Here is an 11,967-nt window from a genome sequence, read left to right on the forward strand (position 1 = left end):
AAAACCTGAATTCCAAACTTTTTAACGGTTTCCTTAGATGATAGGAACGGCAGGATGGCACGCCGCCGTTAGGGCTCTATTGGCTGTGTTTTATATAGCTTTAGAATGAAGGAATATTATCAATTTGTCCTTCTAAGCACCCCAGCCTCTTTAAGCTGGCGCTTATCTTATAACTAAATTATTTTTCTGTGAATGCAGATTCTTGGAAAGATTTGTGCTATTCTGCTTACTTCGTTTCTGTTATAATAGTCTTATGACTAGAATTTTAGATAACGAACCTATGGGCGATGAGGAATTTGCAGAACGCACACTTCGTCCGCAGTATTTACAGGAATATATTGGTCAGAATAAAGTTAAAGACCAGCTGAAGATCTTCATTGAAGCAGCTAAACAACGTGATGAGGCTTTGGATCATGTCCTTTTATTTGGTCCTCCCGGCCTTGGTAAGACTACCATGGCTTTTGTCATTGCCAATGAATTGGGGGTTAATCTTAAGCAAACCAGTGGTCCAGCTATTGAAAAAGCTGGCGATTTGGTTGCTGTTTTAAATGACTTAGAGCCTGGGGATGTTCTTTTTATTGATGAAATCCATCGGCTGCCTATGGCTGTTGAGGAAGTTCTTTATAGTGCCATGGAAGATTTTTATATTGACATTATGATTGGTGCGGGAGAAACTTCTCGCAGCGTGCATTTGGATTTGCCGCCTTTTACTTTAATTGGGGCGACAACACGGGCAGGTATGCTGTCAAATCCTTTGCGAGCGCGTTTTGGGATCACAGGTCATATGGAATATTATACAGATATCGATTTAACTGAAATTGTTGAGCGAACAGCGGATATTTTTGAGATGACTATCACCCATCAAGCTGCGTTAGAATTAGCACGGCGCTCTCGTGGGACTCCGCGTATTGCTAACAGACTTTTAAAACGTGTCCGAGATTATGCCCAAATTATGGGAGATGGTCTTATTGATGATAAAATGACAGATAAGGCTTTGACCATGCTTGATGTTGATCATGAAGGTCTTGATTATGTTGATCAGAAGATCCTTAAGACGATGATTGAGATGTATCATGGCGGGCCTGTTGGTCTGGGGACTTTGTCAGTTAATATTGCCGAGGAACGTGAGACCGTTGAAGACATGTATGAACCCTATCTTATTCAAAAGGGATTTATTATACGGACCCGCAGTGGACGTGTAGCCACTGCCAAAGCTTATGAACATTTGGGTTATCGTTACACAGAATAACAATAGTCATTCTGACAAGAAAAGTTAAAGGAATAGCATGAAGAAAATTTGTTTTGTTTGTTTGGGTAATATCTGCCGCAGTCCTATGGCTGAATTTGTGATGAGAGAGGCAGCATCCAATGCTAGTCTAGAGATTGCCAGCCGGGCAACGTCAGGTTGGGAACATGGAAATCCTATTCATCGCGGAACGCAAGGGATTTTTAGAAAATATAAAATTGCTTATGATTCCTCTAAAAGATCTCAACGAATTAGTTTGGCTGATTTTGCTTACTTTGATTGGATCATTGGAATGGACGAGACTAATGTCTGTGATCTCAAAAGGTTATCTCAAGGACAATTTGATGATAAAATCTTTCTTTTTATTGATGGTGGTGTACCGGATCCTTACTATACCGGAGACTTCGAAGAAACTTATCATCTGGTCGAAAAGGGCTGTCAAACTTGGTTGAAAAAAATTAAATAGTACATCTTGTTATATTTTCAAATTGTAGTAAAATGACATATATGATAAGAAAAATTGAAGGAATATGATGAGAAAGATACAGATAACGAGAGAAAAATTAGAGCTGTTAGCAGTTATTGTCATCCTTGTATGCGGTTTATCTGTTTTCACCCTTAAATTTGGGAGTAAAGCAACCTTAACTTATGAAGGTGGTAAGATTAACTATACAGGCTATGTCCTCAATCATCGAATGAATGGCCAAGGAAAACTAACTTATCCTAATGGCGATGTTTATGAGGGGCATTTTGTTAATGGTATTTTCAGCGGTCATGGCCGCTTCAAGTCCAGCATGGGCTGGTCTTATGTTGGCGAGTTTAAAAAAGGACAAGCAGATGGTCATGGGAAATTAACAGCTAAGGACAAAAAAATTTATAAAGGGACATTTAAGCAAGGGATTTATCAAAAATGAGAATAAAATGGTTTTCTTTTGTTAGAGTTACAGGGCTGCTTTTGGTGCTGCTTTATCATTTTTTCCAACGAGCTTTTCCGGGCGGCTTTATAGGAGTAGACGTTTTCTTTACCTTTTCGGGTTATTTGATTACAGCTCTACTGATTGATGAATTTGCTAGAAATAAGATGATTGATCTTTTAGGCTTTCTAAGGCGGCGCTTCTATCGCATTGTACCGCCTGTTGTCATTATGGTTTTGGTCGTTTTGCCTTTTACTTTTTTGATTAGGAAGGATTTTGTGGCAGATATTGGCCGCCAAATTGCTTCTGTTCTAGGTTTTACAACTAACCTTTATGAAATTTTTACTGGCAGCAGTTATGAAAGCCAATTCATCCCCCACCTTTTTGTTCATACTTGGAGCCTAGCTATTGAAGTGCATTTTTACCTTTTTTGGGGGATTCTTGTCTGGTTCTTATCAAGAAAGGTTAAAGACCCTACGCAATTTCGCGGCCTCATTTTTTTGCTTTCAGTTGGTTTATTTTTGCTGAGCTTCTTCACTATGTTTGCGCGTGCCTTTTTTGTTAATAATTTTTCGACAATTTATTTTTCAACTTTGTCACATATTTTTCCTTTCTTTTTAGGAGCCATTTTTGCAACGATGTCAGGAATTAGTGAGACAACGAAACGCTTTAAGAAAAATGTGCAGCTCTGGCAAACCAAACGCGTTGTCCTTTTCATGGTTGGCAGTGCAGCCTTGCTATTTCTGTTAGGATTTATTCTTGACTTTAATAATATAATCACTTATTTATTTGGTTTTGCTTTAGCCAGTCTATTCACAGCTGTAATGGTTTATTCCAGCCGTGTCTTAAATGACCAAACGTCACATTTGCAAGAACCTGCTTTTGTTACTTATTTAGCTGATATCAGTTATGGTGTTTACCTTTTTCACTGGCCTTTTTATATTATCTTTGGACAATTAATGAATAACTGGTTGGCTGTCATTTTTACAGTCCTTTTCTCTCTTATCTTTGCAACGATTTCTTATTATGTTGTTGAACCTTATATTGCAGGAAAGCAAGCTGTTTTGTTTGGGCTGGCTATTCCTATTGAGCATTACAAAAAATGGTTCTACAGTTTGGTTGGTTTATTGACCGTTGTGACTTTAAGTATTGCCTTTACGGCACCAAGTGTCGGTTCTTTTGAAACAGGACTTTTAGTTGATGCGCTCAACCAAGCTGATAATAATATGAATCGGACACATACGCTGGCTGCTGGAGACGCAAGTGCTATTAGTGATATCACTGTTATTGGTGATTCAGTTGCTTTGCGCTCAAGTACTGCTTTTTCTGAACTACTGCCGGAAGCTCAGGTAGACGCGGCAGTTAGCCGTAATTTTGGGAATGCCTATGATATTTTTAAAAATCATATTGATAATAGTACATTATCAAAAACAGTTGTTTTAGCGGTTGGCGTTAATTCGGTTGAAGGTTACAAAGATAATATTCAACAATTCATTGATAATCTCCCAGATGGACATCGACTTATTATTGTGACTCCTTATAATACTAAAGATGAACGTATTCCAGATATTCGTGATTACGAATTAGATTTAGCAAAGAAATACCAGTTTGTCACGGTAGCTGATTGGTATCAAGCAGCTGTGGCACATCCTGAAATTTGGACGGAATCTGATGGTGTTCACTATAATGACAGCAGTGATGAAGGTGCTAAACTTTATGTCGAAACTATAAAAAAAGCCATTCAGGCATCTGCAAAGCAGCCTGCTAAAGGGGAAAAACAACCCTAGCCATAGTCTTTAGAGGGGCGGTCTTGACTTAAATCAAAGTGAGAGATAAAGAATAAAGTTGAGGTTTTTTCGTTGTTTTGAGCGATCCTATGCTGATTGGATCAATGAAATTGATTTGAGATTTATAGGTGCTTTCAAGTTACTAAAGATGTTAGAAGTAATGACATTAAAAAATTGATAAAAAAGGCCTGAATTCGGTTTACAAGAGCTTGCTTCTGCGTTATAATTGTGGTGACATAAGATGTGAGGAATGGAGGATATGGCATGTCTGCTTTGTTTTATGATGCTTTAGCAGCAATTTGGATTTCTATTGCTGGTGTGGATGCTCGTTGGGGTCATTAATATTTTGTGAAGGTTGGGACAAAAGTGTTCCAACCTTTTTATTGTATGGTGGTGTTAGTTTGATGCAGCGGTTGATTGAACTTTTTGCCTCTTGGTTTTTAGGCTTAAACTTTCAATCGTTTAGGAAATGATGCGCTTAATCCCATGAAGCTCAGTTTGTATCAATACCTCATCCACTTTGCGAAAGGTAGGACGATGAAATCAACATCGCAGTTTTATTGCGATTTACCATTACCGATTTTTGACTCACTCTCTTTTTTAAATAAATATGAGCAAATTGTCTGATAATTATGGTATAATGCTTAAAAAGCTATCTATAAAAAGAGGATGAATCATGACATTAGTGTATCAATCAACCCGTGATGAAAATAATAAAGTAAGCGCCAGTCAGGCTATTTTGCAAGGCTTAGCAAGAGATGGCGGTCTTTTTACGCCGACATCTTATCCGCAAGTTGATTTGGATTTTGACCAGCTTAAAACGGCTTCCTATCAAGAAGTCGCTAAGTTGGTTTTATCAGCTTTTTTGGATGATTTTACAGAAGCAGAATTGGATTATTGTATTGCTAATGCTTATGATGCTAAGTTTGATACACCGGGCATTGCACCTTTAGTTAAACTTAATGGCCAATATAATCTTGAACTTTTTCATGGTTCAACTATTGCTTTTAAGGATATGGCACTTTCGATTTTGCCTTATCTTTTAACAACGTCAGCTAAAAAGCAAGGCATTAACAACAAGATCGTCATTTTAACAGCGACATCCGGAGATACTGGTAAGGCAGCTATGGCAGGCTTTGCGGATGTTCCGGGAACGGAAATTATTGTCTTTTATCCTAATGGTGGTGTCAGCAAGATTCAAGAATTACAAATGACCACACAGGTAGGAGATAATACACACGTTGTTGCTATTGAAGGAAACTTTGATGATGCTCAGACAAATGTCAAAAAGATGTTCAACGATAGTGATCTGCGAGCAAAACTTTTAGAGCACGGTGCCCAATTTTCATCGGCAAATTCTATGAATGTCGGTCGCTTAGTACCACAAGTGGTTTACTATGTTTATGCTTATGCCCAGTTGCTTAAGTCAGGTGACATCAAAAACGGTGATAGAGTTAACTTTACAGTACCAACAGGAAATTTTGGAAATATTTTAGCTGCTTATTATGCACGTCAAATTGGTGTGCCAATTGGCAAACTTATTTGTGCTTCAAATGAAAATAATGTTTTGACTGACTTCTTCAAAACAGGGACTTATGATAAGAAAAGAGAATTTCGTGTAACAACCAGTCCCTCAATGGACATTCTTGTTTCGTCTAATTTGGAACGCCTTATTTTTCATCTTTTGGGAAATGATTCTGTTAAAACAAAAGAACTCATGCAGGCTTTAGTTGAAAAGGGTGAGTATACTTTAGAAAAAGCTGATAAGACTATTTTAGATTTATTTGCTGCGGGATTTGCGACTGAAGAAGAGACAGCCGCTGAGATTAAACGTGTTTATACCGCTTCGCATTATATTGAAGATCCGCATACAGCAGTTGCTTCGTCTGTTTACCATGCTTATAGGAAATCTAGTGGTGATCAAAGCCCAACTGTAATAGCTTCAACAGCTAGCCCTTATAAATTTCCGCGTGTCGTTGTCTCTGCAGTCGAAGGCAAAGATCCAAAAGATGATTTTGCAGCTGTACGTGAGCTGAGCCGTTTATCAGGTGTGTCAGTGCCAAGGGCAGTTGATGGCCTTGAAACTGCTGAAGTTCGTCATCGAAATGTTGTCGTGGCAGCTGATATGCAAAAAGCAGTAGAGTCATATTTAGGAATTTAACAGGAGGCTGGAACAAAAGTGTTCCGACCTTTTTATTGTATAATGGTTTTCGTTTAACGCAGCAGTTGGTTGGGAATTTCGCTTTTTGATTTTTAGCATCAGTCCGCTGGACTGTTGGAGTTTATCTAATCTTATGAAGGTCAGTTTGTGTCAATGCCTAATCCACTTTGCGAAAGCTAGGATGATGAAATCAATATCGCTTTTTATTATGATTTACTGATTTTTTATAGGTAATCTTAGGGATTTGGATTTACACTATTTTTTGGATGATTTGTACAGCAATCATAGAAGTCTGTCCCACTTTTTCATCATATAGGAAGGAAGATGAGAAAGGTTAATGCTTGAATGTGTGATGGATAGAAAGTTTTAATTACTTTGCTGTGTTTTCAGCAAAGACTGCTTTTTTCTATTGCTTGAAAATTCAATAGCATATGAAAAACCTTTCTACATAATCAAGATGAATCAAAGAAATAAAATTATAGAGCTTGCTCTGCCAGCTATGGCAGAAAACTTACTGCAAATGTTAATGGGAGTTGTTGACAACTATTTAGTGGCTCAGCTTGGTTTGGTTGCTGTATCTGGTGTTTCGGTTGCTAATAATATTATTACAATTTATCAGGCTATTTTTATTGCACTTGAGGCGGCAGTATCCAGTTTAGTGGCTAAAAGTTTAGGTGAAGATAACCAAGCCAGAGTGAGGTTTTATCAGTCTGAGTCCGTTGCCATCACATTAATGCTGAGTTTAGTGTTAGGGTTTATATCTTTTGTTTTTGGCAACAATATGCTTCATCTTTTAGGAACAACAGATAGTGTCACACAGGCAGGAGGAATTTATTTAGCTATTGTTGGCGGTTTGGTTGTCAGTCTTGGCTTACAAACGTCGCTGGGTGCTATTTTGAGAGCACAAGGGAAACCACGTTTGCCTATGTATGTCAGTTTACTAACCAATATTGTTAATGTTATTTTAGCAACTGCAGCTATTTATATTGGACATTGGGGAATTGTTGGAGTTGCGGCAGCAACAGTTCTTTCACGTTTTCTTGGGACCTTTGTTTTAGCTTGTCAATTACCGATTAAAGCTATTTTGAGGTCAATGAGAATTAAAATTGACAGGGCCTTCCTAGCCATTGCTTTGCCTTCAGCTGGTGAGCGTTTAATGATGCGAGCAGGTGATGTTGTTATTATTGCTATTATCGTTAAATTTGGGACAGCGGCAGTAGCTGGAAATGCTATTGGTGAGACCCTGACACAGTTTAATTATATGCCGGGAATGGGGGTTGCCACAGCAACAGTTATCTTAGTAGCCCATAATTTAGGGCAAGGGCAAAAGAAGGTCATTAAGGAAGTTGTTAGAGAGTCTTACCTTATTGCTACCCTGTTAATCATGTTGGTGGGAGCTTGTATCCTTTTTGGAGGCAGGTATCTGACCTATCTATTTACCGATAATGAAGCGGCTCTTCAAGCGAGTTTAGTCGTATTGTTTTATTCTTTTATAGGAGGTCCTGCAATATCAGGTACCCTGATTTTTACAGCTGCTTGGCAGGGCCTGGGAAAAGCTAAACTGACTTTTTATGCGACGACACTTGGTATGTGGCTGATTCGTATTGTTTTAGGCTATTATTTAGGGGTTCATTTAAATCTTGGTTTATCCGGAGTTTGGCTGGCGACCTTAGCAGATAATGTTTTTAGATGGCTATTTCTCTATTACTTGTATAGAAAGTATATGCAGAAGATTCAATAATAACTTATCCAGTTTATAACAGTCAGCGATAAGGCTTAAGTAGGAAGGTTGGAACAAAAATGCTCCGACCTTTTTTATTATGTAGTGGTTAATTGAAAATATTTATCTAATTCCATAAACATCGGTTCATGTCAATACTTAATCAACTTTAGTTGGAACAGCACAATCGATATCATAATTTCATGATGATTTTCCCTCTTTTTTGAATATTTTTCTAGAAAGCAAGGTAACAGAAAGAAAGCGGTGATCGTCTTATTAAATTTTGCTTCTTAAAAGGAAAATAGACAAAAATCCGAACATTATCATTGTATTTAATATAGAACTTTCAGCTTATTTATGCTAAAATAAAAAAACGTAGAAGATATTTGGAGGCTAATATGAAGGCGATTATTACAGTGGTTGGAAAAGATAGGACTGGAATTGTAGCAGGTGTGTCAACTAAAATTGCAGAGTTAGGTCTTAACATTGATGATATTACACAGACTGTTTTAGATGAGTATTTTACGATGATGGCAGTCGTATCTTCTCAAGGAAGTCAGGATTTTGCACAGCTTAGGAAAGAGTTTGAAGCTTTCGGTGAGACCTTGAATGTCAAAATTAATATTCAAAGTTCAGCTATTTTTGACGCTATGCATAACTTGTAAGAATAGGAGTTTTAGTCTGATGGATATTAAACAGGTTACCGAAACGATTGCAATGATTGAAGAGCAGAATTTTGATGTTCGGACAATTACCATGGGAATTTCGCTTCTTGATTGTATTGATTCGGATATTGAAAAAGCAGCTGAAAAGGTTTATCACAAAATTGTAACCAAAGCTGGCAAGTTGGTTCAAGTGGGGGATGATATTTCAACAGAACTCGGTATTCCAATTGTTAATAAGCGTGTATCGGTTACACCGATTTCAATTATTGGTGCAGCAACAGATGCGACGGATTATGTGCCCTTAGCCAAGGCGCTTGACCATGCAGCAAAAGAGATTGGAGTGAATTTTATTGGTGGCTTTTCTGCTTTGGTACAAAAAGGCTATCAAAAAGGGGATGAAATTCTTATTAATTCGATCCCAAAAGCTCTTGCCGAAACGGACTTTGTCTGTTCGTCTGTCAATATTGGTTCAACTAAGTCGGGAATCAACATGACAGCTGTCCGCGATATGGGACGCATTATTAAAGAGACCTCAGCAGCTTCAGAAATGGGACCTGCAAAATTGGTTGTTTTTGCCAATGCAGTAGAAGATAATCCTTTTATGGCAGGAGCCTTTCACGGTGTTGGGGAAGCAGATGTTGTCATCAATGTTGGTGTTTCTGGACCGGGTGTTGTCAAGCGTGCTTTAGAAAAGGTCCGCGGTCAAAGTTTTGATGTGGTGGCTGAGACTGTTAAGAAAACAGCTTTTAAAATCACCCGTATTGGTCAGTTGGTTGGTAGCTTGGCTAGTGAGCGTCTTGGTGTCAAATTTGGTATTGTAGACTTATCTCTTGCACCGACGCCGGCTGTTGGCGATTCTGTAGCTCGTGTTCTTGAAGAAATGGGGCTGGAAACCGTCGGAACTCATGGGACAACAGCGGCCTTGGCACTCCTCAATGATCAGGTCAAAAAGGGCGGTGTCATGGCTTGTAATCAGGTTGGCGGCCTCTCAGGCGCCTTTATTCCGGTTTCCGAAGATGAGGGGATGATTGCTGCTGTACAAAATGGTTCTCTTAATCTGGAGAAATTAGAAGCCATGACAGCCATTTGCTCGGTTGGTCTTGATATGATTGCTATCCCAGCAGATACACCAGATACAACGATTGCAGCCATGATTGCAGACGAAGCGGCTATTGGTGTCATCAATCAAAAAACAACGGCTGTTCGTATTATCCCTAAAGGTAAGGAAGGCGATATGATTGAATTTGGCGGTTTACTCGGTTATGCTCCTGTCATGCCGGTTAATAAAAAATCATCTGCAGACTTTATTGCGCGTGGCGGACAGATTCCGGCACCTATTCATAGCTTTAAAAATTAAGTAGAGCACTTGCAAGTCTTTTGCAAGTGTTTTCTTTTAATGTTATAATATAGGCTAGATTGGGAGAGAAAAATGGCAGAAACAAGACTCTATATAGCTAGACACGGAAAGACAATGTTTAATACAATTGGTCGTGCTCAAGGTTGGAGTGATACTCCTCTTACACAAGCAGGTGAAGAAGGGATACGGGAATTGGGAATTGGTTTAAGGAAAGCCCGTATCCCTTTTAAAGCAGCTTTTTCCAGTGACAGCGGCAGAACCATGCAAACAATGGAGATTATCCTTCGTGAAACGAATAATGAAAATTTGCCTTATGTACGAGATAAACGCATTCGAGAATGGTGCTTTGGGAGCCTTGATGGCGGTTATGATGGGGATCTTTTCCAAGGTGTCTTGCCTCGAACAGCAGCTTTTAATACTGGCAAATCCTTTGAAGAAGTAACTTACCCTGAATTAGCAGCTAGTATCGTTGAAGTGGATACAGCTAATTGGGCTGAACCTTGGCAGATTCTTAGCAAACGTATTTATGATGGTTTTGAAGCCATAGCTCAAACAGTTGAACAATCTGGAGGCGGAAATACTATTATAGTCAGCCATGGGATGACTATTGGTACTTTTATGTGGCTGATAGACCACAAGCAGGAAAAAGCGGCTATTGATAATGGCAGTGTTTCTGTTGTTTCTTATAAAGATAATAAATTTTCTATTGAAACGATTGCAGATATGTCTTATCGTCATCAAGGAAGAAAAATTTTGGAAGATATTTATGAAGAAAAATTCTAGTTTATTAACAATTGTGCTGCAAATAGGTATTATCTTTGTTTTCATTTTGGGCATTTATCTTTTTTTACATAAAGGCAAACAAGGGGCACAAGAAAATAAGGCAGGGAACAAAACGCAGCAAGTTGCTGAGACAAAAAAGAGCAAACAAACAGCAGGCTTACCAAATGTTTCAGCAAATGATTGGGAGTTGGTTTTGGTTAATCGTGATCATATCACTGCTGAAATGAACCCTGATGTGACTGATATTGACGGCGTTAAGGTGGATTCTCGCATTGCAGAAAATACGAGGAAATTTCTAGCAGCTGCGCAAGAAATTGACTCCAGTGAACATTTGATATCAGGCTATCGCAGTGTTGCCTATCAAGAAGAACTCTATAATAATTATATAGCTCAAGAAAAAGCCAACAATCCCAGCCTTAACCAAGAAGAGGCGCAAAAACAGGTTCAAACTTATTCTCAGCCACCGGGTTCTAGTGAACACCAAACGGGACTGGCTATTGATATGAGTACAGTTGACAGTCTTAATCAAAGTGATACTAATGTTGTTGCCAAGGTTGCTGCCATTGCGCCTAAATATGGTTTTGTCCTTCGTTTTCCTGAAGGTAAAAAGGATGCTACAGGTATTGATTATGAGGACTGGCACTATCGCTATGTTGGTGTTAAATCTGCCAAGTATATGACAAAGCATGATTTAACCTTAGAAGAATATTTAAAAAAATTAAAGGAGAAGTAGATCGTGAGAGCAAGACTCAAATTTAAGTCTTTTGTTGTAATTGTTTTACTTCTTTTGCTGGTGATTTTGCTTCCGGTTTTGGCAAGTGGAGGATTGGCTGATGCTAACAAAAAAATGTCAAGTCCTTATAGTCATAAAGAGTTTGTCAAAGAAATTGCTCCAACAGCTCAAAAGTTATCAAAAATCTATGGCGTGAGGAGTTCTATTATTATTGGACAAGCAGCGCTGGACAGTCATTTTGGCAGTACTTTGCTAGCCAATAAATATCACAATCTTTTTAGCATTGAAGCAAGTCCAGGTCAAGGAGCTGTTCGTTTAAAAAACCATGAGTACAAGAATGGACGTTGGCAGGAAGTGACAAACCGCTATCTTGTTTATGAATCTTGGAAAGAATCTCTTTATGATTACATGGCTATTCTACATGGAAATAAAATTTGGGATAAGGCATTGTATACGACGATGATGACTTCTAGTGGTTATAAAACAGTTGCAAGAGCCTTGCAAGCAGCTGGTTTTAATAGTGATCCTAACTATGCGGACAAGTTAATAGCTGTTATAGAGGAAAATAATTTAACAGATTATGATAAATAGGTATTCTAAA

General features: G+C 38.4%; 11 protein-coding genes. All 11 read left to right on the forward strand.

What is annotated here, in order from left to right:
• Nucleotides 1-253 precede the first annotated feature (253 nt).
• The gene (ruvB, locus tag SRT_RS00415) at nucleotides 254-1,249 is read left to right on the forward strand and encodes a Holliday junction branch migration DNA helicase RuvB (RefSeq protein WP_128832667.1); all 996 of its coding nucleotides are present in this window, start codon (nucleotides 254-256) and stop codon (nucleotides 1,247-1,249) included.
• Nucleotides 1,250-1,286: 37 nt separating this feature from the next.
• A complete protein-coding gene (locus tag SRT_RS00420) occupies nucleotides 1,287-1,712 on the forward strand; it encodes a low molecular weight protein-tyrosine-phosphatase (RefSeq protein ID WP_128832668.1) in 426 nt (141 codons plus the stop codon).
• A gap of 64 nt (nucleotides 1,713-1,776) precedes the next feature.
• Complete coding sequence (locus tag SRT_RS00425; protein WP_128832669.1) at nucleotides 1,777-2,160, forward strand: MORN repeat-containing protein; 384 nt, start codon at nucleotides 1,777-1,779, stop codon at nucleotides 2,158-2,160.
• Nucleotides 2,157-3,947 carry an acyltransferase family protein gene (locus SRT_RS00430; protein WP_128832670.1) on the forward strand — a complete coding sequence of 597 codons (1,791 nt, stop codon included), beginning with the start codon at nucleotides 2,157-2,159 and terminating at the stop codon, nucleotides 3,945-3,947. Before SRT_RS00425 ends, SRT_RS00430 begins: the two co-directional genes overlap by 4 nt.
• Before the next feature lie 676 nt (nucleotides 3,948-4,623).
• Nucleotides 4,624-6,108 (forward strand): threonine synthase, encoded by a 1,485-nt coding sequence (gene thrC, locus SRT_RS00445; RefSeq protein ID WP_128832671.1) that lies wholly within the window; start codon nucleotides 4,624-4,626, stop codon nucleotides 6,106-6,108.
• A 457-nt stretch (nucleotides 6,109-6,565) separates the two neighbouring features.
• Nucleotides 6,566-7,849 (forward strand): MATE family efflux transporter, encoded by a 1,284-nt coding sequence (locus SRT_RS00455; protein WP_128832672.1) that lies wholly within the window; start codon nucleotides 6,566-6,568, stop codon nucleotides 7,847-7,849.
• A 377-nt stretch (nucleotides 7,850-8,226) separates the two neighbouring features.
• Nucleotides 8,227-8,493, forward strand: a complete 267-nt coding sequence (locus SRT_RS00460; protein ID WP_002264687.1) for an ACT domain-containing protein — start codon at nucleotides 8,227-8,229, stop codon at nucleotides 8,491-8,493.
• Between the two features lie 19 nt (nucleotides 8,494-8,512).
• Nucleotides 8,513-9,850 (forward strand): PFL family protein, encoded by a 1,338-nt coding sequence (locus tag SRT_RS00465; protein WP_128832673.1) that lies wholly within the window; start codon nucleotides 8,513-8,515, stop codon nucleotides 9,848-9,850.
• A gap of 72 nt (nucleotides 9,851-9,922) precedes the next feature.
• Nucleotides 9,923-10,633, forward strand: coding sequence for a histidine phosphatase family protein (locus SRT_RS00470; protein WP_128832674.1), 711 nt, complete (start codon nucleotides 9,923-9,925; stop codon nucleotides 10,631-10,633).
• Nucleotides 10,617-11,366: a M15 family metallopeptidase gene (locus tag SRT_RS00475; protein WP_128832675.1), complete on the forward strand. Its 750-nt coding sequence runs from the start codon at nucleotides 10,617-10,619 to the stop codon at nucleotides 11,364-11,366. Before SRT_RS00470 ends, SRT_RS00475 begins: the two co-directional genes overlap by 17 nt.
• 3 nt (nucleotides 11,367-11,369) lie before the next feature.
• Nucleotides 11,370-11,957, forward strand: coding sequence for a glycoside hydrolase family 73 protein (locus SRT_RS00480; protein ID WP_128832676.1), 588 nt, complete (start codon nucleotides 11,370-11,372; stop codon nucleotides 11,955-11,957).
• Nucleotides 11,958-11,967 lie beyond the last annotated feature (10 nt).

It is taken from the genome of Streptococcus troglodytae (genome assembly GCF_002355215.1).
Lineage (GTDB): Bacteria > Bacillota > Bacilli > Lactobacillales > Streptococcaceae > Streptococcus > Streptococcus troglodytae.

Excerpts from the sequence above, each read along its gene's own strand:
- SRT_RS00455 (WP_128832672.1), top strand. The coding sequence starts at position 6,566 with ATGAATCAAAGAAATAAAATTATAGAGCTTGCTCTGCCAGCTATGGCA.
- SRT_RS00475 (WP_128832675.1), top strand. The coding sequence starts at position 10,617 with ATGAAGAAAAATTCTAGTTTATTAACAATTGTGCTGCAAATAGGTATT.
- ruvB (WP_128832667.1), top strand. The coding sequence starts at position 254 with ATGACTAGAATTTTAGATAACGAACCTATGGGCGATGAGGAATTTGCA.
- SRT_RS00465 (WP_128832673.1), top strand. The coding sequence starts at position 8,513 with ATGGATATTAAACAGGTTACCGAAACGATTGCAATGATTGAAGAGCAG.
- SRT_RS00460 (WP_002264687.1), top strand. The coding sequence starts at position 8,227 with ATGAAGGCGATTATTACAGTGGTTGGAAAAGATAGGACTGGAATTGTA.
- SRT_RS00430 (WP_128832670.1), top strand. The coding sequence starts at position 2,157 with ATGAGAATAAAATGGTTTTCTTTTGTTAGAGTTACAGGGCTGCTTTTG.
- SRT_RS00420 (WP_128832668.1), top strand. The coding sequence starts at position 1,287 with ATGAAGAAAATTTGTTTTGTTTGTTTGGGTAATATCTGCCGCAGTCCT.
- SRT_RS00470 (WP_128832674.1), top strand. The coding sequence starts at position 9,923 with ATGGCAGAAACAAGACTCTATATAGCTAGACACGGAAAGACAATGTTT.
- SRT_RS00425 (WP_128832669.1), top strand. The coding sequence starts at position 1,777 with ATGATGAGAAAGATACAGATAACGAGAGAAAAATTAGAGCTGTTAGCA.
- thrC (WP_128832671.1), top strand. The coding sequence starts at position 4,624 with ATGACATTAGTGTATCAATCAACCCGTGATGAAAATAATAAAGTAAGC.